Below are 22459 nucleotides of genomic sequence, written 5' to 3' on the forward strand. Positions count from 1 at the left end.
CCCTCAAGAAAAGAGGAGAGGGGAATTAAGTGGTGAAGGTGGCGGTGAGGCCGAAATGGTCGGAGGGATAGAGGCGCGGGTCATGGGCGGCGGGCTGCGCGGCGACGAGTTCGGCGGCGGTCGGAGTGAGGCGAGCAGGATCAAAGAAGATGTAGTCAAGGGCGACCGGCGGGTAGTCGTAATTGACTAACGGCGTCGGGAAGGTAAGCGGATCGGCACCGTGGAGTGTCGCGTAGGCAGAGCGGAAGCGCGCCGCAATGCGCTGGACGGTGGTGGAGTGGGGCTGCGCGTTGAAATCACCACAGACCAGCCAATTGCGATCCGGTGAGACGTTCAGCCAGTCAAGGAGCGCGCGCATCTGTGGTTCGCGGATAGACTCTTCGAACTCTGGCTCATGGTGCAAATGGGTGTTCACAACGTCGAAAGCATGACCGTCTTTGAGCACACGTATACGCTGAGCCACCCGATTACCCACAGGCAAATCGAGGCTTGACGATTCGAGAACAGGCAAGCGGGAGAGCAAGGCAATCCCTTCGCGGTCAAACTCTGCGCCAGTTTTGGGCTGAACGCGGATCGTATAAACGGGCGCCCTCGTCAACGCAGCGAGATCCGCGGCAAGGAGATCGGCTTGCTGGATGGGAAGCGAAACTTCCTGAAACGCGATCACGTCCGCGTCGTGAGCGGCGAGCGCGGCGGCGACGAGCGAGCGGCGTTCGGGCCAGCGATCCGCGTTATGGCGCAGGTTGAGGGTCAAAGCTTGAAGGTAGACATCGTTAGGCCGCTTCGAGTTCGGCGAGTTCAAGCCGAGCAGTCTCACGCACGGACGGATCAGGATCAAACTGCATCATCTGGCGCAGGTCGGCGCGAATGTCAACGCGCAGGCGGCAGCGATCCGGTTTGCATTTTTCGCAGGCGAGCGCGTGGATGGCATGGCGGCGATTCCTGGGCGTGGGGTCGGTGTAGGCGGCAGCCAACAGCGGAGCGACGTAGGTTTCATCGGCGATATGATCCAGCAACTGAATGCACCACCAGCGAACCTTGCTGTTGCCGTGCTTGAGGCCGCGGATGAGGGCGACTTGCGCGGCATCTGACACGTGCACGCGGCGCAGTTCGGTAGCAGTCAAGCCGCCGATGAGCGCACGAATAACATCGTTGCGCTGCGTTTTGTCCGCTAACAAGTCGACGAGTTGCTCGGGTGAACAGCCTGAATAGTCCATCAGCGCCCTCTGTGAACCAACGATAAAAGCATTATAGAGCGATTTCGGCGCAAATGAAAACATCCAGCGAGGCTGGATGTCGTGCGCGCCCAGAGGGATTCGAACCCACAACCTACGGTTCCGAAGACCGGCGCTCTATCCATTGAGCTATGGGCGCAACTACTCTTATTTTAGCGGAGACGCGGGGAAGTGGCAATATGGTGTGACCTCACTCCCGGGCCGATTCGGGACGAGGGCATTTCCAGTGGCTTTCAGACGAAGGGTAGCTTGGAATCGACCCCACCCCGAATTCAGGGAGGGGAGACAGCAGACGCGCCGTACCCGTGTTCGCGCAATTTGCTGGACTCCGAAATTACCAAGGTTTTTGGAAGACGACGACTCGGAGTATAAGGCGTCTGCGAACATCAAGTGTTGTGGAGGATGCTGCGATTGTGGCGCGTGGTCATGAGGCCAACCTGATCACCGAGGCGGGTTTGCGTGGTTTCGGCAGCGGTGAGCAGTTGGCGGGCATCGGCAGCGGCGTGGTCGCGCGGCAGGCCTTGATCGCGCATTTTGATGAGGAGCGCGGCGAGGTTGGTTTGCGCGCGGGCCAGCGCGTAAGGATCGTCGGCCTGTTCAAGCAGCGAGACAACCCGGGCTAAGTAGCTTTCGGCAACCAGCAACTGCCCTTCGCCTTCGTAGGTGCGGCCAATAGTGGTATAGAGGCTGACCTGAGTGAGTAGATCCCGTGAAGCGGTCACGAGCGCGGCTTCGGCATGGCGGCGGCTGGCGGCATAGTCGCCGAGCGCGAGATAGGCTTCACCTTGCACCATGAGCACACGCGAAACGTCCGGGTGCAGCGAGTCAAGCTGGAGGGCGTCGAGCAGCTGCAGAGCGCGACTGCCCTGCCCCGCTTCGATGAGGATTTGCGCTTCGAGGAGAGTCAGGCGCAAACGCAGATCAGCGTCCAACTGGCGCGAGCGACGCGCCTGCGCGATGAGATCAAGCGCGTGCTGGTAACGCCCCTGATATTTGACGGCGATACTCCATTCAAGCAGCACATAGGCTTGATCGCGAAATTTACCCGCGCGACCTAATTCGGTCGCGGCGTCGAGGAAGACGGTCTGCGCAGCGTCCCAATCCCCAAGGCGGCGGAGGATCACGCCGTAGAGGGTGCGCAGATGCACATCGAGCTGCGTATGGCGGGCGAGGTCTTCAAGGATGGCACGCCAGCGGCCGTGGCGTCCCCGTTCAAGGCCGATGAAGCAGAAACGACGGCACCACGCGATGCGCTGATCGATGGGGAGCGGCGGGAAGTTCGCGGCGAGCACGTGTTCAGCAATGGGGTAAATTGTGGGCGGGCTGAGGGTGGAAAGCGCGGCGATCAGGTCAGCGAGGGCAGCGGAGACGGCGGGCGTGGTCGAACGGAAGATGAGTTCGCGCGCGCCGTTGACGCTGAGCAGGACGTCCGCGCCGTGACGGTCGGCGAGATGGTGGCGCAGCAGCGGCGGCACGGCGAAGTCGGTCAGGGCGTCCCACGGGAGGCGGGGCGCAAGGGCGAGCGCGCACCACGCGATCTGCGCGGCAGAAGGTAGGGAGTCAAAGAGGCGACCAAAAAAGTGCTGCAGCACCCGGTCGGCGAGCTGCGCACCGTCTTCGAACGCCCAGTTGAGCAGCAGCGCCTTGAGCGCGTCCGGGTTGCCGCCGACATGGTCGACGCAGTAGGCGGCGATGGCGCGGTAGTCGGGCAGGTCAGCAGCGCTGTGGCGCTGGAGGAGATCGCGCACGAGCAGTTCGGCGTCCGCCGGCGCGAGATCGCGCAGGGTGAAGTGCGCCACATCAAGCGGGAGATGGACGGTATGCGTTAAGATGACGGTGGTCGAGCTGAGCGTGCGCAGCAGCGATTCAAGGTCGGCGGAGGGGAACGCGGCGAGGTCGTCAAGCACGAGGCCGAGACGAAAACCGTGTAAGCGTGCCGCGAGATCGACGCCTTCGGGCAGCAAATGGTCGGTGAGGTGGTCGAGGACGGCTTGGGCGGAGGTCGGCTGGTCAAGCCAGACGACCGCGTCGAGGCGGTCAGCCTCGATCCAGCGGCGCAGGAGTGCGGCGGCGAAGGCGGATTTCCCCACCCGAGCACGCCGCTGACGAGCAGATGCGCGGGCATGGTCGTGAGCAGAAGCTGCTCGGCGACGTCCAGATCGGCGGCGCGACCGATGAGCGGGACAGGCGCGGGCAGCGCGAGCGCGAGGTAGCGGCGCTTGTGATCGGCGCGCGCCTGCGTCTCGATCTGGATGAGGCGATACGTCAGTTGGCGCACGGCGTACGCCTGATAGCGGCGAAACGTGCGTTCCGTGGCACTGATGAGGTCAGCGAGCTGCGCCGTCGTGAGATTGAGGTCGGCGCGGATGTAGCGATGATAGAGCAAGCTCCAGGCGAGCAGCTCGGGGTTGCGCGGGGCGGCGTCCTCCCGCAGCCAGTCGGCAGCGGCAGCGAGCGGAAGATCGAGTGAGGGAAACGAGAGTTCAAGTGCGCGGCGGATGGCGAAATAGCTATTCAGAATCAATTCGGTGAGCAGATCGCGGATGGCGTAGTCGCGGTCAAGCTCGGTGCGCGGGAGGTCGCTCACACGCTGATCGACAATCAGCAGCCCGTGGAGATCAGCCGGAGGCTCGGCGTGCGAGTCGTAGAGGAGCGCATCGAGGTGACGCGCAACACTGGCGCGGCTGATGTACGGACGGACGCTCACCGCGGGTCACCAGCGCGATTCGGGGAAGGAGTTCACCCCGGAGTGATGACCAATCCGCTTGTACATCTGGAATCCGGTGAAGGGGTGGCCGAGAATGCCGTCGTGAATCGCCCAAGAGCGCCCGCGCACGGTCTGCCAAGCGTCGGCTGGACGGAAGGGATTGTCGCCGCCGAGCTTCATATGGAAGGCGCCACCCGGCTGGAATTCCCGGTTGATGTTTTGCATCTCCTGAAAACCGCGGACATAGCTGAACCCGTAGCGTTCGAAGACGATAGCGTTGTGGTAGGACATGGGCTCGATGAAAAACAGATCGTGCCCCATATTGGTGATAAACTGCTCGAAGACCGGGACCAGTTGGCGGAAAACGCGCAGCCCCTGCCGCACCTGCCCCGGCGCAAGGCCAGCCCGCATGGCTTCAATTTCCGCGGGGATATTCCGCGTGGTCGTGCCGAGATGCGTCGGGTTGCCATCCTCATCATGGTCGATATTGAAACGCGGCGCGTCGGGATCGTTGACCACAACGAGCAGCACCAAGAGTTGATTATTGAACGTATCCGCCATGTTGAGATAGAGCATGGGGTCGATGTCCCCCGCGTTGCGGCGGACGATGCTCTCCAACGCGCGACTGCCCGCCGGGCAGCGAAAGCGGACGACGCGCTGACCGTTGACGGTCAGCGTGTGCCGATCAATGCCGTAGGTCGTGTACAACCACTCGGGAAGCAGGGTCTGATAAATGGCTTCCTTCTCGTCTTCTGGCAGCGCGTTGATGGCACGAATCGAAGTTGGGTAGATCATGGTGGTCCTATTCGTACGAGCGTTCCTTGAGCGCCTTGCGGATTTCGCGATCGCTATCACGCTTGGCGATATCGGCGCGCTTGTCATACTGCTTCTTGCCTTTGGCCAACGCAATTTCAACCTTCGCGCGTCCATCTTTCAAATACACCATCGTCGGAACGACCGTGTAGCCGCGCTCCCGCATGCGTGACGCGATCTGCGCAATCTGCTTCTTGTGCAGCAGCAGCTTGCGCGTCCGCAGCGGATCGACCTTGCCATAGACACCCGCCTGTTCATAAGGGGAAATATTCACGTCGAGCAGCCACATTTCGCCGCCGCGAAACTCCACATAGCCTTCCTGCAGGCTGATGCGGTTGGCCCGAATCGATTTAATCTCCGAGCCGGTCAGAACGATACCCGCCTCGTATTTGTCTTCTAAACTGTAGTCGTGGCTCGCCTTGCGGTTGCGGGCGACCACTTTAATCCCTTTGCCGTCGCTCATGTCGTTTCTCTCCGCATTATGAGCTTCATTATAGTGGTTCATGCGAATGGCGGACAGCCTCATCCTGTGGGGGATGAGCCTCACCTGTCAGGGGGAGGTGCTTAATTGTAGGGACGAGGCATGCCTCGTCCTCCTTTGCCAGCATGGCTGTCACCGCATCCCCTAAAAGATCCTTTTGCTTTCACCGATGATAGATCGGTGCGCAATTCAGGGGGAAACAGGACGAGGCATGAGGGTTTTTAGAAAGCATCCCTTAAAACCCTTCCTTTCGTCAGCGGACGCAATGAATTGCGTCCCTACGAAGACGGATTCGGCTTGGCAGGCACTGTTGGCTCCCTCCCTGAATTCGGGGAGGGGCCGGTGGGGTCGGAATCTGACCTTTTTTCAACACCCTCATGCCTCGCCTCTACAGGAATTTTGGGTGAAGAAAGCCAACACTCCATTGGGAAGCATGAAATACCTACCCCTGTTAGGTGAGCCTCACCCCCGGCGCTCTCCCAAGGGCGAGGGCCGGAGAGATCAGATGGGTTGGAGTTCGTCTTGAAGGCGGCGGATGGCTTCGCCGAGTTCGACATCCCGCCCTGTGGCATCGGGGATCATGGGGATGTCGGGCGTGAGGCCGACGGCGTCGAGCGGCTGGCGGGACGGCGTGAACCATTCAGCAGAAGTGATGTGCATGGAGGATTGGTCGGAGAGCGTGAAAATCTGCTGGACGGTGCCTTTGCCAAAGGTGGTCTGACCGATGAGGATAGCGCGCCCCGAGTCGCGAAGCGCCCCGGCCACCAGTTCTGCGCCGCTCGCGGTCATGTTGTTGACGAGCACCAGCATCGGCAGATCGATCATGCCACCGCCAGACGTCCCTTCAAAGGTGCGCTCACCGTTGCGGTCCCGCTGGTAGACAATGGCCCCGGTGTCGATGAACTGATCGGCGACCTGAATCGATTCCTGCAGGAGTCCGCCCGTGTTGTTGCGCAGGTCGAGGACGAGCGCCGTGATATTGGCGGCGCGCAGGTCGGTGAAGGCGGTCGTAAGCTCGTCCGGCGTGCGCGCGGTAAAGCGCAGCACCTGAACGTAGCCGATGCGCTCGTCTTCCGTGAGGACGCGCCACGTCACAGAGGGGACGTTGATCACGGCGAAGGGAATGAAGACCGTAAATTCCGCTCCACCGTCGGCGCGCGTCACCGTGATTTCGACTCCACTCCCCTCTTTGACCTCACCGCGCAACAGCTGGTCAATGGCGTCCTGCGACAGCGCAGGATCGAGCGGCGTGCCATTGACCGCACGCAGGATGTCGCCATTCGCAATGCCCTGCGCGGCAGCGGGGCTATCGACAAACGGAAAAAGCGCGATCTCCCCGGCTTCGGTGCGTTGAATTTGCACGCCAATGCCACCATAGGTTCCGGAGAGGACATCGGCTTCACTGGCGGCCACGGGTGGATCGATGAAGAAGGTGAAGCGGTCGCCAAGCGCGCCGAGCACCCCACGCACCGCCGCGTACTGCCGCTGGGTATAGTCAGGCTGAGAGCGCAGATAATGCTGGTCGAGCAGCGACTGCATTTCGTCGAGCAGCGGGTAGCTTTCGGCATCCGACGCAAAAGCGGCGGGAAGCGGCTGCACTAGGTCGCGAAAGAAGAAGCCGGCGAGAAAAATCAGGGCAATCCCTAAGCCGAGCACGAGGCCCAAGAGAAGAGAGCGCCCCAGCGCGCGGTCGGTCGGATTGTGATAAGGCTGTTTCATACGTTGGTTTCCATTGGTTGGCGGTCACAACGAGTAGGCGCGATGGTGCACGCCCGTATCCAGAATGTTAGACGAGTTTTGGATTCGGACAAGGTCGGGTCGTTTAAAACACGGTGAACAAGCGCCAACCCCAACCTCACCGTTGGACAAACGAGAAGAGTTTTACGAAGAGTGGCAACGTTTTTGCAATCACCGAAAATTCGCGCATATGATTGATAAGTGGGATGGCATAGACCCCCAAGCTGCGAAAAATAAATTACCGCCACTAGACATGGATAAAGACCGATGGATAAAAATAACTCATCGCCACTGCTCCTCGTAGCAGATGATGAGGTGAATACCACGATCATGCTCCAGCACATCTTTGAGCGCGAAGGCTACCGCGTCAAGGCGGTGACCAACGGGATCGCCGCGCTGGAGACGGCGAAGAAACTGCTCCCGGATGTGATTTTGCTCGACATTCTCATGCCGGGAATGAACGGCTTTGACGTGCTGCTGAATTTGCGCGAAGATGAACGCACGGCCAATATCCCGACAATCATGGTCACGGCGAACGCCCGCGAACCCGCCGACGTGGCGCGCGGCCTCACGCTCGGCGCCGACGATTACCTGTACAAGCCGTTCGCGCCACAAGAACTGCTCGCCCGCGTGCAAAGCAAGATCAAAGCGCGGGCGCTCGAAGAAGCGCTGCACCGCCGCACCCAACAACTGGAAGCCCTACTTCGCGCCAGCGAAAAACTGAATGGGCATCACAAACTTGGTAATCTGCTGGAATTGATTCCAGAACTGGCGCTGCAACTGCTGCCCGGCGAGGTCGCCGTGAGCTATCACCTAGGCGAGAACGGCGAAATCCGCGACTCGCGGATTCTGAATCGCAGCGACAGCGAGACGATCACCCAGCGGATCGAAGAGTGCATTCCGCTGGCGCTAAAGGCAGAGACGGCCGTCAACTGGAACACCAAGACGACCAGCGGCATGTGCGTGCGCATGGAGCATGCGAATTTGCAGTTAGGCGTGCTGGTGGTGCTGAGTCAAGACCAGCCCTACGAAGAACATCACCTGCGCCTGTTCGAAGGTCTGGCGGGACAGGCGGCGCTGGCGCTGCGGAACGCTCAACTCTACGAGATTCAGGCAGACTATGCGCAGCACCTCGAAGAGAAAGTGCAGGAACGCACGGCAGAACTGCAGTCGGCACAAAAGCTGCTGATCCGCTCGGAAAAGCTGGCATCGATTGGGCACCTGGCAGCGAGCATCGCCCACGAAATCAACAACCCGCTGATGCCGATCAACATCTTCCTCGAAGATCTGGAAGGTGATTTGAAGGCGAAGGGCGTGAAGTACGACATGCGCGAGCTGCAGATGATCCGCGACAACGTGGAACGCATCAAGCGGATTGTGCGCAGTCTACTGGAATTTGCGCGCGACAGCGGGCCGGAACTGCGACCGCTGGATGTGGCGCAGCTTTTGGAAGGTGTCATCAAACTCAACCGCAAGTTCTTCGAGCATGAGCGCGTTGACATCAAGTCGAACCTCCCCACCCTGCCGAATGTGTACGGCAGTAAGGATCAGCTCGAAGCGGTGTTTATGAACCTCGCGCTAAACGCGGAAGCGGCCATGGAGGACGGTGGCACGCTGACGATCAACGCCAAGCATCAGGGCAATGAGGTGGTGATCGATTTCATCGACACGGGATGCGGCATCGAGCCAGACAAGATCGAACGGATTTTCGATCCGTTCTTCTCGACGAAACCGAATGGGACGGGTCTGGGTCTGTTCCTGAGCTACGGCATCATCGAGGGACATCACGGGACGATCACCGTGAAAAGCAAGGTAGGTCACGGCGCGAACTTCACGATTCGCCTGCCGATTCATCAGCCGAGTCAGCCACAGAAGTAGGGAAGACCTCACCCCCAGCCCTTCCCCGAATTCGGGGAGGGGAGACAACAGGGAAATAAAAAAGGACGAGGCTTATGGCCTCGTCCTGTGATTCACGGGGAAGTCTGGGTTAGCGCTGCGGCTGCCAACGCTGGCGGAAGTCAACGTACGGGAGTGTACCCGCGGCGTGATCGAGAGCACTCTGGCGGTCGACAGCCATGATGACGAACGCGCGGCCCGTGTTGCAGTCGAGCATGCGGACGCCAACGGCCTGCACGTCTTCGGGCAGAGCAGCGGTGCCATTAGCCAGCGCGCGCATGATGGGCCGGAGGAGCGTCGGGACTTCGCGGCGGTCATTCACGCACACGCCCGCGAGCAGCGCGTCGCCGACGGTCGTCGATTGGCGAACCAGTGGCTCAGCGGCGAGGGTGTAGCGGCCTAACCCGGCGAGCAGCGACTCTTCGGCGGCGCTCAGGGCGACCAGCGTGTCGGTCGCGGCGGGAGCGACGATTTCAGTCGCGAGAATTTCGGCGGTGGGCGTCGCGTCGACCAGCGCGACTTCAGCAGTCGGGGCTTCAGCAGTAGTATCCCCTATCAGCGCGGTTTCAGTCGCGGCGGCTTCGACAGTTGAGGCGGCATCCGTCGCTTCAGCAGTCGCAGCAGCGGTGGCTTCCGCCACAGGCGCAGATTCAGTCGCAGCGGCGGCTTCGGCAGTGGCGTCGGGCGTGACTTCGTCGGTCACAACGAGAGACGGGAGGGTAGCGAGCGCCACTGTAGTCGGCGTGGCGGGCGGGTTCTGCGAGCGCGAAAGCAGCGAGTAAGCCAGCGCAATGATGACGACGATGAGCAGGACACCCGCGAGGATCGGAATCAAGCGACTGCGCGACTCTTCTTCCTGGGGTTCTGGCGCGGGAGTCGCCACGGACGAAGGCGGGAGCGCAAAATCCGGCTCGTCGCCCGGCAGATCCGGGATGTCAATGGGCGGCGGGGGTGGCGGCGGCGCCTGACGGCGCGGCAGTCGGTCACGCAGCGTGGTCAGGAGTTCGGCAGCACCGGGATACTGGGGGTCGATCCGAACGACATTTTCCAAAGCATCGAACGCCTCCTGCGGATCTGTCACGGCATGGCTAAAAACCCACCACGCATCCACATTGTCAGGCTCCGCAGCGAGGACCGGCTCGAGAATGGTGCGGGCCGTATCCAATTCGCCAGCTTCTATCGCGTCAAAGGCCTGTCTCAACGCCGATCTGGTCTCATCGCTCATGCGTGCGTATCCTCCGGTGGCAATTACTCTCTTGGAGTGTACATCGAATGTCGGGGCATCGGCAAGTTTAGGAAATTCAGAAATAGGGGAGAAAGACGATGTGTCGACGGATCAAGACAATGAGGGGAGCAGCACAGACGCGGGAACGACACTTGAGCGGACTAGGAAAGTCGGAATCCAACCCCACCCCCGGCCCCTCCCCCGAATTCAGGGAGGGGAGACAACACTGATCGCAACGTCTCGCCAGTTGCCTGGGAGACAAGCTAGGCGGACACGATCAGCTGCGTCCCCACAAAACTGATTCTGGTGAGCCTATGGGAAACAAAAACATCCAGCGGGTGCTGGATGTTTTTGTATGTTGCCCCGGAGAGGACTCGAACCTCCACGCCCATAGGGCACAACCCCTCAAGCTGCTGCGTATGCCATTCCGCCACCGGGGCGTCAACATAAGCGTATTATACCGAAGGCGATTCGGCTGTCAATGGCGGAGTCTCGCTCAAATGCAAAGAAACTCGGTGCGTTCTGAACCTTTAACGGCGGGGGGATTTCCGCTACACTTCACAGGCAAAAAGCATAAATAGGCCGAGCGCGGCAAAGCACAAACACTCAAACTAACAAAGGATCAACTATGCGAATCGCTTTAGATGCGATGGGCAGCGATACGTACCCCGTCCCCGATGTAGCCGGTGGCGTGCTGGCAGCGCGAGAATGGCGCGACGATACGATCTGTTTGGTCGGCGATGAGAAAAGCTTGCAGGCTGAGCTCGCCAAACATGACACAACCGGCTTGAAGATCGAGATTGTGCATGCGGGTGACGTGGTCACGATGGAAGATAAGCCGTCGGTGGTGGGCAAAGCCAAGCCGAACTCATCAATGCATGTGGGGATGAATCTGGTCAAGGATGGTAAGGCGGACGGTTTCGTCACCGCGGGCAACACAGGCGCGGCACTGAGCATCGCTACCCTGTTCACGCTGCGGCGCATTTCCGGCGTCAAGCGCCCGGCGCTGACCACGATTCTGCCGCTGGGAACCGCCAACCCGATCATGTTGGATGTGGGCGCGAATGCCGACTCGAAGGCCGATTGGCTGGCGCAGTTCGCGATCATGGGCAAGTTGTACGCGCAGAACGCGGGCAAGATCAATGAGCCGCGCGTGGCACTGCTCTCGAATGGCGAAGAAGAAGGCAAAGGCACAGCCCTCATCCATGAGGCGGCGGCGCTGCTGCGCGACCTGCCGATCAACTTTGTTGGGAACATCGAACCGAAGGAAGCGCTGACCGGCGGCGCGGATGTGGTGGTCATGGATGGCTTTGTCGGTAACATCTTCATCAAAACGGCAGAAGCGGCAACGCGAACGATGGCGCTGCAACTGCGCGAGGAAATGATGCGGACGACGATCACGAAGCTGGGCGGCGCGCTGGCTCGACCGGCCTTCCGGCGCGTGCAAAAGATGATTGATCCCTTTGAGATTGGCGGCGCGCCCCTTTTGGGGGTGAACGGTGTTGTCATTATAGGTCACGGACGATCCAACGACAGAGCGATTAAAAACGCGATCGGCCAAGCACGGAAAGCAGTCACTGGCAGAGTCATCGAGTCGATTGAGTCCGGACTGAAGACCTTAGCGTGAATCTAGCTTAATAAGGAGGACGGCGGCATTCGCGCCGCTCAACGCACATGGAACTACTGCGTAACGGTCGCCCCCGCGTGGTCATCACCGGGATGGGCGCAGTCACCTGTTTGGGCGACGTGAAGTCGCTGTGGGAGAACCTGAAGGCCGGAAAATCCGGCATCCGCCACATCGAGACGATTCCGATTGAACACGTTCCCGTGCAAATTGGCGGCGAAGTGCGCGGTTTCGAGCCGACCAAGTATATCGAACATAAGGAAGCGCGCCGCATGGGCCGCGCATCGCAGTTCGCCGTTGCGGCGGCCACGATGGCGACGCAGGATGCGGGTCTGACGACCGAGATGATTGAGGCGGAAGGCGAGCGCGTCGGCACGGTGATCGGGACGACCCTCGGGTCGCACGAACAGTCGGAACAGAGCACGACGCGCTACAAATCCTCCGGCTACAAGAAGCCGAATCCGCTGATGCTGATCAATTCACTACCGAACATGCCCGGTCATTACGTGAGCAAGTTCATGCGGACGCTCGGCCCGCTGATCGCCCCGGCGACGGCGTGCGCGGCAGGAACGCAGGCTGTCGGCGAAGCGAGCGAACTGATTAAGAATGGGCGCTCGGATATGGTGATCACGGGCGGCGTCGAAGCGGTGCTGCAAGACTACGCCATCGCCGGATTTGAAGCGATGGACGCGCTGGCCACCGGCTACAATGATCGACCGGAACTGGCGAGCCGCCCGTTCGATAAGAACCGCTCCGGCTTCGTGTTCAGCGAAGGCTCAGCGGTTATGGTCATCGAGAGCTTGCAGCATGCGCTCAAGCGCGGCGCGCGGATTTACGCGGAAATTCTCGGGCACGCGTCGTCGTCGGATGCGTATCACATCGCGGCGCTCGACCCCGAAGGCAAGGGCGCGATGCGGTCGATGCGGTGGGCGCTGGAAAACGCGCATGTTAATCCCGAAGATATCCAGTACATCAACGCGCACGGCACGTCGACGCAGGCGAACGACGCTATGGAAACGCTGGCGATCAAACAGGTGTTTGGCGAGCACGCCTATAACATGGCGATCTCGTCGACCAAGAGCATGATGGGGCACGCGCTCGGCGCGTCCGGCGCGATTGAAATCGTGGCGTGCGTGATGAGCCTCGTCGAAGGCGCGCTGCACCCGACGATCAACTATGAGACGCCCGATCCCGAACTCGACCTCGATTACGTGCCGAACGTCGGGCGCGATATGAAGGGGTTGAAATACGTGCTGTCGAACAGCTTCGGGCTGGGCGGGCAGAACGCGTCGATTGTGCTAAAGGCGTGGTCGTAAGGGAGGGCTAGCCTCACCCCCGCCCTCTCTCCCAAGGGAGAGGGGCGAAAGAAAAAGCGACCTCACCCCCTTGCCCCTTCTCTGGGTGGCGAGGGGGTGTTTTTTTGTAAAGCAAACCTCACCCCTGCCCCTCTCCTAGAGGAGAGGGGGGAAAGCACGCCCGACGGAGTACCTTCACACAAAGTCTGAGTCGGCAGTCTCTACCCAAACGGCGGGATTTCTGCGATGATTTAGTGGTGCAACGGCGCGCAGCGCGGTTCACGGCTAGATTACCGGAGGGTGAGATGCTGGAACAATTACAGACGATTGACGACCTGCTGCTGAAGCGCGACATCAAGAAAGCAGAGGTGCTGATCGCTCGTCTCCTTCGGTCGGAACAGTCGCTGCAAGGCCGCGCACGGATGCTCATTTTGCGTGCTCGCGCCCGACTGTTCAGCGCGCGGGTCGACGATGCGCTGGAGGATTTGCAGAAGGCGCAGAGCCTCGCGCCGGATCTGTTTGAGACGCCGCGAAACTTAGAATTACTGGCAGATACGCATTTCGCGCGGTTTGAACTAGCGAGCGTCGGATTTGCCGACCGCGCGGATACGGCACATGCCCTGCTGGCCTACGAGAAGCTGCTCACCGAGCACACTACCTACGAAAATCTCGGCTGGATTTACTACCAGAAGGGGCGCGTGCTGCTGACCGAAAATCGCACGATTGATGCGGTCAAGTGTTTGCAGCAGGCGCTGCTGACGCCGAGCACCATCGCGCCGCTGACGGCGTATTGTTACGAACGTCTGGGGTTCGTCGCTTTCTATGAAGATCGCGATCCCAAAGGGGCACTCGCGTTTCTGAACAAAGCCATTGCCACCTACCCCACCACTGAGCCGCGCTTGTGGCTGGTGCAAGTTCATACGCTGCGCAGTCGCATTCTACGGGAGATGTACGATTACGAAACGGCGTTCGAAGTCGCAGCGACCGCGATCACGGTGGCGACGGCAGCGGGGGTCGAAGGGCGACCGGGCTTGAGCGACGCGCTGCTCACAGCGGCAGAAACGCTCTCGCACATGGCAGGGCGCGACAAAGAGATCATCGGGTATTTGCAGCAGTTCGCGCAGATCAACAAGCGACCGTTCGGCATTGACGTGACATGGTCACGCGCACAAGAGATGCTCGGCGATGCGTACTTCCGGACAGCCCAGTACGCGGCGTCGATCACGGCGTACCAGAACGCACTGCAGTTCAATCCTTATCACCCGTGGGAGATTTCGCTCCATTACCGAATGGCGCGCAGCTATTATCAACTGGGCGAGTATGAGAAGGCGATCAGCGCGATCAAGCGGTTGATGCAGTCGGCGAAGACGGATGATCAAGACATCTACGATTACCGCATCTACTATGTGCTGGGGAATGCCTACTTCGCTTTGGGACAGTACGCGAAGGCGCGGGAAGCGTATGGTGAGGCGTTGGAACTCGCGCCGCCGAGTGCGGAACATCTGGACAAAGTGCGGCAGTATTATCAGCAGGCGGGGGAATTGAGCTAGCCTCCCCCCTAGCCCCCTCTCCGAAACGAGGAGAGAGGGAAAAGATGGCGTTACTTAAGGGGAAAACGATCACTAGACTGCTCCTAAAGGAGCAGTGGAATTGGATGTAAGACGGATGGCGACGGTAAAAGTGATTGGCGGCGGGCTGGCGGGGTCGGAGGCGGCGTGGCAGCTCGCCGAGCGCGGGTTCGACGTTGAGTTGTATGAGATGCGACCGCGCAAAACGACGGGCGCGCACGTCAGTGACCGGTTGGCAGAGCTGGTTTGCAGTAATTCGTTCGGGTCGAAACTGGCGGATCGGGCGTCGGGCTTGCTCAAGACGGAACTCGATTTGCTGCGGTCGCTGCTGCTCGACGCAGCGGAAAAAGCGGCGGTCCCGGCAGGCGGTGCGCTGGCGGTGGATCGCGAATTATTCGCGGAAAGTGTGACGAGTGCCCTGCTCAACCACCCGCGCATCCGGTTGATTCGCGAGGAAGTGACGAGCGTGCCGGAAGGGCCGACGATCATCGCGACCGGGCCGCTCACCTCAGAAACGCTGGCAGCCGACATCGCGCGACTGACCGGGCAAGAGTATCTGTACTTTTATGACGCACTCGCGCCGATTGTGACCGCGGAAAGCATCGACATGAGCATCGCCTTCCGCGCGAGCCGCTACGGGCGCGGCGACGAGGACGAGGGCGATTACATCAACTGCCCGATGAACAAGGAAGAATACGAGCGCTTCATCGGCGCGCTGCTCGGATCGGAACGGGCGGCGCTGCGCGACTTCGAGACGGAAGATAAGCTGTTCTTCGAGGGCTGCCTACCGATTGAACAGTTGGCGTCACGTGGGGCGGACGCGCTGGCGTATGGGCCGATGCGTCCGGTCGGGCTGACCGATCCGCGCACAGGGCGGCGACCGCATGCGGTCGTGCAGCTCCGGCAGGATAACGTCGCCGGGACGCTGTACAACATCGTCGGCTTCCAGACAAATATCAAGTGGGGGCAGCAGGAAGAAGTCCTGCGCCTGATCCCCGGGCTGGAGAATGCCGAATTTGAGCGCATGGGTCAGATGCACCGCAATACGTTCATCAACTCCCCCACCCTGCTCCACCCAACGCTGCAATTCAAGACGCGCGCGGACTTGTTCTTCGCAGGTCAGATTACGGGCGTCCACATGCGGAGGCGAAGCACTTCCAGCCGATGAAAGCGAACTTTGGCATTCTGCCGGAGCTGGAAAAGCATGTCAAAGACAAGCGGATGCGCTATGCAGCGTATGTCGAACGGGCGCTGAAAAACATGCAGGCGGAGATCGACGGGTTGGGCGATCCGTATCTGGTTAAGGCGGTGGAGGGGTAGCGCGGCCTCACCCCTATCGAGTAATAAACCTCACCCCTAACCCCTCTCCTAAAGGAGAGGGGACACCGACCTCACCCCCGGCCCCTCCCCGAATTCAGGGAGGGGAGACGACATTGACTGCCGTGTCTGTTCTCTCGGCGAGGCATGGGCGCGGAGAAGCGGAGAGCAGCGGAAGCAATGATGCGATTTAACTTATGAAGGCGGAGTACCGACCCCACCCCCCGGCCCCTCCCCGAATTCGGGGAGGGGAGCCAGCAAAAGCGTCTTTTCTCCCCTCTCCCCGCTTGCGTGCTGAGGAGAGGACATGTTTGGGAAAGGGGTTGAAAAGCAGGGAGTTCATCGTTCACACTGGTAGCGACCAAGCAAACCGAGTATGAGCGATGAACTATCCATTACTGTACCAATGGGAGAGACTGTTGTCAGCCCATTTACCGGGTTTCAATAGTTGGCAACGAGCGAATGTGGCGCTGTTTAGCTACGGGGTGATACAGGCAAAAGCTGCCAGCAAGGGGCATTGCCCAAGCCACCAGCTGTGGAGAGCAAGTGGAAAGCACCGCGCGGCGGTTTCGGCGCTGGTTGGACAACGAGGCGGTGGACTTGGGGCGTTTTTTCGAGGCCTGGAGTCGCTGGGTGGTGAGTTGTGTCGGGGGCGCAGAGATCACGTTGCTCGTGGATGAAACGAAGCTCCACGACCGGATTGGGGTCATGCTGGTGGGAGTGGCGTGGCAAGGACGCTGTTTGCCGTTAGCGTGGCGCACCTACCGAGCCAACAGCGAAGCAGCGTATCCGGCCGAGGGACAAGTTGGGATGATTCGCGCCTTACTGCAAGCGGTGAAAGCAGGCATCGGCGATCTGGCGTCGGTCCTCGTCTTAGCCGACCGGGGGATTGGCTGTTCGCCCGCCTTATGCCGGGTGGTCGAAGCCTTAGGCTGGCGCTATCTGTTCCGCGTAACCTGTCAGACTAAAATCGTGACTGAAGATGCCGACTATCGCATCGCTCGCCAAGTCCAACCGGGCGAGGTGTGGAGGCAGGCGGGTCGGGTCTTCAAGCAGCGGGGACGGATTGAGGCGCACGCTCGGGCATTGTGGGGCGTTGGTTACGACGAACCGTGGGCGCTGGTGACTAATGATGAACGGCTCACCGGATACGAGTATGCGCGGCGCAATTGGCAGGAGCAAAGTTTTCGTGACCTGAAAAGTGGCGGTTGGCATTGGGGCGACAGTCGCCTACGTTCTCCCACCACGTCGCGAACCTGCTCATCCTCTTGGCCATTGCCTACACTTGGATGGTCGCGCTCGGCAGTCAAGCGGTCGCGGCAGGTTGCGCCCAACCCCTGGTCCGTCGCCCCAACGGTGCTTTCCGGCGCTTGTGGAGTCTCTTTCGGGAAGGACTGCGTTACTTCGCGCAAGTCGTTCAACGGCATACCGTGTGTCTGGGCTTTACCTTTATCCCAGACACACGGCTCACTTGAAAACGTGTCCTCTCCTCAGCCGCTTGCGTGGGAGTGGGGTTGGGGGTGAGGGGTAATCCGTATCGTTTTCTTAAACTGCATCATTGCGTCCCTACGAAGGGCGGCCTCACTCCTAACCCCACATCACAGGCAATCGGAACAAAAAGGACGAGGTATACCTCGTCCCTGCGAAAGACAGCCTCAACCCGAGCCCCTCTCCTAAAAGAGAGGGGGGATGAAGTGCCTTATTTGTCGCGGGTGAGCGCGAAACCGCTCATGAACTGCTTTTGCAGCAGCAGAAAGACGATAATTGGCGGGATGCTGGCGATCACGGCGCCGAGCATGAGCGGGCCGAAGCTGGTCATCTGGTCACCGCCCGCCAGTGTGCGCAAGCCCACCTGCACCACCTGCCCCTCCTGCCCCTGCATAATGAGCGCTGGCCAGATGTACATATTCCACATATACACAAACTGGATCACGGCGAGCGCACCAATAGTGTTCCAGCTCATGGGGACGAGCACGCGGAACAGGAACTGCAGCGGATTCGCGCCGTCGAGCTGCGCCGCCTCGGAGAGTTCCGCCGGGATGTTGGCGAAATGCTGACGGAACAGGAATGACCCGGTCGCGCTGGCGAGGAAGGGCACGATCAGCGCGAGGTAGGTGTTGCCCCAGCCGATCTGATTGACGAAGCGGAACAGCGCGATGATCAGGATTTCGGTGGGCATCATCAGCGTGATGAGGACAAACCCAAACACGATCCATTTGCCGGGAAAGCGGAAATAGACGAAGGCCAGCCCCGCCAGCAGCGAAAGCAAAGTCTTGCCCACAGTCACGGCGATGGCGATGAACACGCTGTTGATCATGTAGCGCCACAGCCCCGCGATGTTCATTACGACATCCCAGTTGAAGGCGAGCGAGTCGCCGGGGAGGAAGCGATAGGCGAACACATCGGAATTGCTCTGCGTGCCGACGAGCATGGCGTAGAACAAGGGAAGCCGATGAACAGGCAGGCGATGATCAAAATGAGGTGCACATACCAGCGTTTCGGGATGAGGCGCTCCCGCAGGCTCACTGTCGTGCTGTCCGCCGCGCGGGTGTGATCAAGCGTTGTGGCCATTGGGTTATGCTCCATAGGTGACGCGGCTGTCGGCGCTGCGGAACTGGATCACGGTCAAACCGATGACCATGACGAACAAAATGATCGACTGCGCGGCCGCCTTGCCGAGGTCGCTGTTCTGGATGCCGATTTCGTAGATCTCATACATGAGCGTGCTCGTCGAGTTGAGCGGGCCGCCATTGGTGAGTGTGTCGACCGTGCCGAAGCTTTCGAAGAAGGCGTAGGTCATGTTGGTGATGATCAAGAAGAAGGTGATGGGCGAAAGCATGGGGATGACGATGTGGCGAAAACGCTGGAAAGCGTTCGCGCCGTCAATCCCGCCCGCTTCAAGCAAATCTTTGGGGACGTTTTGCAGTCCGGCCAGATAAAACAGGATGTTGAAGCCCATTGACTTCCACACGCTGGCAAGGATGATCGCCCACGGAGCGGCAGCCGGGTCGTTCAACCACGGGATGGTGAAGCCAAATGCTCCGCGCAGGAAGTAGTTGATGATGCCGCCCGACGGATTGAACAGCAGCAGGAAGATCGCGCCGGCGACGACAGGCGAAATGGCATACGGCCAGATCAAGAGTGTGCGGTAGATCTTGGCGCCAGTAATCGGCTGGTAGGCCATCGTCGCGATGAGCAGCGACAAGCTCAAGCCGATGACGACGATCGCGATGGAGATACCAAACGTGACCAAAAGCGAGCGCCCATAGTCCTCGCTGAAAAAGCCGCTGGCGGCGTCAAACAGGAGGCTGTAGAGCACAACGCCGATGATGAGCGGCACGCCGTAGCGCAGCGCGACCGGGGCGCGGCGTTTGGTGCCAATGAGCGGCTGATCGGTGAAATGGGCGGCGAAGCGCAGCACCAGTACGCCCGCAATCAGCAGACCAACAGCGATGCCGATGAGGGTTAACAGCGACTGCCCGTCACCGGGGTCGCGGAGTAGTCGAGTGAAGTTATCCACGCAGATGAAGGCCGTGCGCCGCGCATCCAACCGGGCAAGCAGAGTCGACAGGCGAAAGGTTTCCAGCGACGGATAATACAGGAACAGCGCCAGAATGATCAGCGTGGGGGCAAGCAGGAACAGCGGCAGCAGACGGCTCTTGAACGCCCCCGGCGAGGTGGTGTCACCCGCGAGCGGCGCATTCTGCAGCAAGCGCGACACGATCCAGCGCAAAGGCAGCAGCACAATCGCCAGGCCGACGACGATCAGCACTAAGCCAAAGAGGACATCAGCGGGGTCGCGTTCCGCCTCAAAAGTGCAGTAGTTGAGCGGCAGCATGAAGAGCACCGGGGCAACCGCCCCGGCGACGCCGCCCAGCGCGATGCCGACCAGCGGATTACCGTGCAAACGCCGATACGTGACGTAGAACAGCGCTGCGCCGATGATCGCCGCCACGGCGCTGATCAGGATGGGGAGTACGGTCAGGTCGGTAAGAAACGAGGGCATAAGCAAAACCCCGGGTAGTTTTCGCGAAAAAAGGTAGGGGCGCAGCATGCTGCGCCCCCACAAATTACACTTTGGATCGGATCTATTCCACGTTGAGCAGGTTGTACTCTTCGAGGATGGTGTTAGCTTCCGCCGCCGCATCGTTCAATACGGTCGCGGGGTCGGCATCAGGCGTGAGCAGCACGGTATCAATCGCCTGCGTGACGACGTTGCGGATCTGCGGGAATGCGCCAAGGAGCGCGCCGCTGGTCGCAGGGGTGACGGTGCTGGCCGCAAGCTGATCCGACGCGACACGGAAGTTCGGATTTTCATCGTACCAACCAGCGGCGGTGAGCTGATCGACCGCGCTCTGGCGAATGGCGATGTAACCGGTGGTCTGGTGCCAGGAGGCCGCATTTTCGGTATTGGTCATCCAGAACAGGAAGCTCAACGCGCCATCTTCAACTTCGGTCGACAGGCCGTCGACGAGCCACAGGCTCGCGCCACCGATGAGGTTGCCAGTCCAGCCGGTCGCATCATTGTAGGGGAGGAACGACGCCACGACTTCGTAGCCATTGTCCACACCCGTCTGGGTGTAAACGGCGGTGTCGCTGCTGCTGTACGCGGCCATCGCGACCTGCTGAGCGCCGAAAGCCTGATCGACGGTGCCCCACGAGTCGCCGCCCTGCGCGCCGCTGTAATACAGGTAACCCTTGTCCTGCTGTTCGCGCATCCAGTTGAGGATCGCCACACCGGCGTCGCTGTTGAAGGCGACTTCGGTCGCGCGTTCGGTACGCCCGTTGTCATTGTTGGCGAACACGGCATCCTGCTGCGCCAGCCACTGTTCGAAGAACCAACCGTGATTCGGGAACGTCCAGCAATATTCCGGGGCTTCCGGCAGCGCCATAATGGCTTCACAGGCGGCGTCAATTTCGGCCCACGTCGCTGGCGGCGTGTCGATGCCCGCGGCGTTGAGGATGTTCATGTTCGAGAACCAAATGGCCGACGAGGTGTTCCACGGCATGGAGGTGAATTCACCGTCGAGGGTGTAGTAAGCGGCCACCGGGCCGATGATGTCATCGAGCGCGGTCGAAATGCCGTTGATTTCGGTGCGGTCACCGAGCGCGGAGGCAATCGACTTGAAGTAGCCGCTGTCACGCGCGACCTGGGTCGCCACTTCGAAGTACTGGACGACGGCGGGCAGGCTGCCCTGTTCCGCGGCGAGGGCGGTGGCGGCGAACAGCTCTTCGTAGTTCGCGTAGCCCTGAATGGTCACGTTATACTGCGGGAACGCGGCGTTAAATTCGGCAGCGCGATCCTGCGCCCAGCCGAGACGATTAGCGTCGGTAAACGCAATCCACACAGGGACTTCAGCCGGATCCTGGGCGAAGGCAGGCACAACGGCCAGCACTGCCAAGAGGGTGAGGCTCAACAAAACGACCAATTTACGATTCATGACGTAAGTCTCTCCTAGATGAACCACTAAACGCAATATTGCAGTGTAGTGGCGTTCGTTTAAGTGAATTACATCACTTGTTTAACGCCACATGATCCGCATTTTATCCCTAAACCAAGGGCAAAATCAAATCCGGGCGATCTGTGGTGATCACATCGACGCCGATGAGATACAAAATCCGGGCGATCCACGGCTCGTTGACCGTCCACACGATGACCTGCCGTCCACTGTGATGCGCGCGCCAGACGAGCGTCGGATCATAGAGCGCGGCACGCCATTCGACATCGACAAACTGGGCATTCGGGATAGTGTCGGCGGTCGGCATCCACGTCCAGAGGCCACCCACGCGCAGATCCGGCGCGGTCTCATGGAAGGCGCGCAGCCAGTCCAGATCGAACGAGATGATGACGACATTGTGTTCGGCGTGGCGGTCACGGATCATGCGCAGCATTTCCTCACCGATACCCGGATAAAGGTTCGGGTCTTTCATCTCAATGACCAGCGTCAGTTCGTGTTCCTGAATGAAGTCCAGCGCTTCGGTCAGCGTGGGGATGCGTTCCCCGGCGAATTCATCACCGTACCATGAGCCCGCATCCAGTTTGGCCAGATCCGCATAGGCGATATCTTTGACATGACCGACGCCATTGCTCGTGCGTTCCAGCTCGTTGTCATGCAGGACGACGATCGTGCCGTCGATGGTGCGCTGGACATCGACTTCCAGCCAGCGAGCGCCGACCGCGTAACCGTTCCGCAGGCTGGCCATTGTGTTTTCCGGCGCAAGCCCTGCCCCGCCGCGATGCCCGACCACGATCATGGGCTGGCGGTTCTGGTTGAGCCGTACAAGATAGATCACCACGCCGAAGACCAGCCATTGAAGCCAACGGGGAATTTTCATCGAGAGTCCTTTTACTGCCAACGTCACGTGGGAGAGTATACACAGGGAATGCGATTTAGGGGCGGCGGAAAGCTGGCAACCGAGCGGACGAGCACTCTAACAAACTTAGCCCATAGCCTAGATCTGCCAGTCTTTTCAATAGAATACCCGAATATACTAGAACAAATATTCTGACTTATCAATCCACCGCCTTATGAGTGAATGTGATACAATATGGGTCTTAAC

At 60.1% G+C, this 22459-nt stretch carries 16 protein-coding genes, 2 tRNA genes and 1 pseudogene; 6 read left to right on the forward strand and 13 right to left on the reverse strand.

All coding sequences use genetic code 11. From position 1 onward, the window contains the following. Positions 1–25: 25 nt before the first annotated feature. From IPK17_RS00780 to IPK17_RS00810, 7 genes are all read right to left on the reverse strand, one after another. A complete protein-coding gene (locus IPK17_RS00780) occupies positions 26–838 on the reverse strand; it encodes an endonuclease/exonuclease/phosphatase family protein (protein ID WP_343415763.1) in 813 nt (270 codons plus the stop codon). Further along, positions 774–1217 (reverse strand): HEAT repeat domain-containing protein, encoded by a 444-nt coding sequence (locus IPK17_RS00785; RefSeq protein ID WP_343415764.1) that lies wholly within the window; start codon positions 1215–1217, stop codon positions 774–776. Before IPK17_RS00785 ends, IPK17_RS00780 begins: the two co-directional genes overlap by 65 nt. An 84-nt stretch (positions 1218–1301) precedes the next feature. Beyond that, positions 1302–1374 (reverse strand) — tRNA-Arg (locus IPK17_RS00790). A 247-nt stretch (positions 1375–1621) separates the two neighbouring features. Further along, complete coding sequence (locus IPK17_RS00795; protein WP_343415765.1) at positions 1622–3325, reverse strand: tetratricopeptide repeat protein; 1704 nt, start codon at positions 3323–3325, stop codon at positions 1622–1624. A 623-nt stretch (positions 3326–3948) separates the two neighbouring features. Beyond that, a complete protein-coding gene (locus IPK17_RS00800) occupies positions 3949–4737 on the reverse strand; it encodes a hypothetical protein (protein ID WP_343415766.1) in 789 nt (262 codons plus the stop codon). 7 nt (positions 4738–4744) lie between these two features. Continuing rightward, positions 4745–5218, reverse strand: a complete 474-nt coding sequence (gene smpB, locus IPK17_RS00805; RefSeq protein WP_343415767.1) for an SsrA-binding protein SmpB — start codon at positions 5216–5218, stop codon at positions 4745–4747. A 519-nt stretch (positions 5219–5737) separates the two neighbouring features. Continuing rightward, entirely contained in the window at positions 5738–6955 is a 1218-nt protein-coding gene (locus IPK17_RS00810) for a S41 family peptidase (RefSeq protein ID WP_343415768.1), read from the reverse strand. 285 nt (positions 6956–7240) lie between these two features. On the opposite strand from IPK17_RS00810, the gene IPK17_RS00815 reads away from it, so the two are divergent. After that, on the forward strand, positions 7241–8851 hold the full coding sequence (locus IPK17_RS00815; protein ID WP_343415769.1) for a response regulator: 1611 nt from the start codon (positions 7241–7243) through the stop codon (positions 8849–8851). A gap of 109 nt (positions 8852–8960) precedes the next feature. On the opposite strand, the gene IPK17_RS00820 is transcribed toward IPK17_RS00815, so the two are convergent. After that, positions 8961–10094, reverse strand: coding sequence for a tetratricopeptide repeat protein (locus IPK17_RS00820; protein WP_343415770.1), 1134 nt, complete (start codon positions 10092–10094; stop codon positions 8961–8963). 359 nt (positions 10095–10453) lie between these two features. After that, a tRNA-Leu gene (locus IPK17_RS00825) sits at positions 10454–10534 on the reverse strand. 188 nt (positions 10535–10722) lie between these two features. Here IPK17_RS00825 and plsX point away from each other — a divergent pair. The 5 genes and pseudogenes from plsX (at position 10723) to IPK17_RS00850 (ending at position 17422) form a co-directional block, all read left to right on the forward strand. Beyond that, entirely contained in the window at positions 10723–11721 is a 999-nt protein-coding gene (gene plsX / locus IPK17_RS00830) for a phosphate acyltransferase PlsX (RefSeq protein ID WP_343415771.1), read from the forward strand. A 47-nt stretch (positions 11722–11768) separates the two neighbouring features. Then, complete coding sequence (gene fabF / locus IPK17_RS00835) at positions 11769–13034, forward strand: beta-ketoacyl-ACP synthase II (protein WP_343415772.1); 1266 nt, start codon at positions 11769–11771, stop codon at positions 13032–13034. A gap of 284 nt (positions 13035–13318) precedes the next feature. Further along, positions 13319–14563: a tetratricopeptide repeat protein gene (locus IPK17_RS00840; RefSeq protein ID WP_343415773.1), complete on the forward strand. Its 1245-nt coding sequence runs from the start codon at positions 13319–13321 to the stop codon at positions 14561–14563. Between the two features lie 115 nt (positions 14564–14678). Next, positions 14679–15901 (forward strand): annotated as a pseudogene (trmFO, locus tag IPK17_RS00845) (FADH(2)-oxidizing methylenetetrahydrofolate--tRNA-(uracil(54)-C(5))-methyltransferase TrmFO). A 633-nt stretch (positions 15902–16534) separates the two neighbouring features. After that, positions 16535–17422 carry a hypothetical protein gene (locus IPK17_RS00850; RefSeq protein ID WP_343415774.1) on the forward strand — a complete coding sequence of 296 codons (888 nt, stop codon included), beginning with the start codon at positions 16535–16537 and terminating at the stop codon, positions 17420–17422. Between the two features lie 175 nt (positions 17423–17597). On the opposite strand, the gene IPK17_RS00855 is transcribed toward IPK17_RS00850, so the two are convergent. The 4 genes from IPK17_RS00855 to IPK17_RS00870 all read right to left on the reverse strand — a co-directional run bounded on the left by IPK17_RS00855 (position 17598) and on the right by IPK17_RS00870 (position 22234). Continuing rightward, the gene (locus IPK17_RS00855; RefSeq protein ID WP_343415775.1) at positions 17598–18341 is read right to left on the reverse strand and encodes a carbohydrate ABC transporter permease; all 744 of its coding nucleotides are present in this window, start codon (positions 18339–18341) and stop codon (positions 17598–17600) included. A gap of 132 nt (positions 18342–18473) precedes the next feature. After that, complete coding sequence (locus IPK17_RS00860) at positions 18474–19904, reverse strand: carbohydrate ABC transporter permease (protein WP_343415776.1); 1431 nt, start codon at positions 19902–19904, stop codon at positions 18474–18476. Positions 19905–19986: 82 nt separating this feature from the next. Next, positions 19987–21339 carry an extracellular solute-binding protein gene (locus IPK17_RS00865; RefSeq protein ID WP_343415777.1) on the reverse strand — a complete coding sequence of 451 codons (1353 nt, stop codon included), beginning with the start codon at positions 21337–21339 and terminating at the stop codon, positions 19987–19989. Positions 21340–21448: 109 nt separating this feature from the next. After that, positions 21449–22234: a glycerophosphodiester phosphodiesterase gene (locus tag IPK17_RS00870; protein ID WP_343415778.1), complete on the reverse strand. Its 786-nt coding sequence runs from the start codon at positions 22232–22234 to the stop codon at positions 21449–21451. Positions 22235–22459: the final 225 nt, after the last annotated feature.

It is taken from the genome of Candidatus Flexifilum breve (assembly GCF_016713355.1).

Excerpts from the sequence above, each read along its gene's own strand:
- IPK17_RS00785 (WP_343415764.1), bottom strand. The coding sequence starts at position 1,217 with ATGGACTATTCAGGCTGTTCACCCGAGCAACTCGTCGACTTGTTAGCG.
- IPK17_RS00800 (WP_343415766.1), bottom strand. The coding sequence starts at position 4,737 with ATGATCTACCCAACTTCGATTCGTGCCATCAACGCGCTGCCAGAAGAC.
- smpB (WP_343415767.1), bottom strand. The coding sequence starts at position 5,218 with ATGAGCGACGGCAAAGGGATTAAAGTGGTCGCCCGCAACCGCAAGGCG.
- IPK17_RS00810 (WP_343415768.1), bottom strand. The coding sequence starts at position 6,955 with ATGAAACAGCCTTATCACAATCCGACCGACCGCGCGCTGGGGCGCTCT.
- IPK17_RS00815 (WP_343415769.1), top strand. The coding sequence starts at position 7,241 with ATGGATAAAAATAACTCATCGCCACTGCTCCTCGTAGCAGATGATGAG.
- IPK17_RS00820 (WP_343415770.1), bottom strand. The coding sequence starts at position 10,094 with ATGAGCGATGAGACCAGATCGGCGTTGAGACAGGCCTTTGACGCGATA.
- plsX (WP_343415771.1), top strand. The coding sequence starts at position 10,723 with ATGCGAATCGCTTTAGATGCGATGGGCAGCGATACGTACCCCGTCCCC.
- fabF (WP_343415772.1), top strand. The coding sequence starts at position 11,769 with ATGGAACTACTGCGTAACGGTCGCCCCCGCGTGGTCATCACCGGGATG.
- IPK17_RS00840 (WP_343415773.1), top strand. The coding sequence starts at position 13,319 with ATGCTGGAACAATTACAGACGATTGACGACCTGCTGCTGAAGCGCGAC.
- IPK17_RS00860 (WP_343415776.1), bottom strand. The coding sequence starts at position 19,904 with ATGCCCTCGTTTCTTACCGACCTGACCGTACTCCCCATCCTGATCAGC.
- IPK17_RS00865 (WP_343415777.1), bottom strand. The coding sequence starts at position 21,339 with ATGAATCGTAAATTGGTCGTTTTGTTGAGCCTCACCCTCTTGGCAGTG.
- IPK17_RS00870 (WP_343415778.1), bottom strand. The coding sequence starts at position 22,234 with ATGAAAATTCCCCGTTGGCTTCAATGGCTGGTCTTCGGCGTGGTGATC.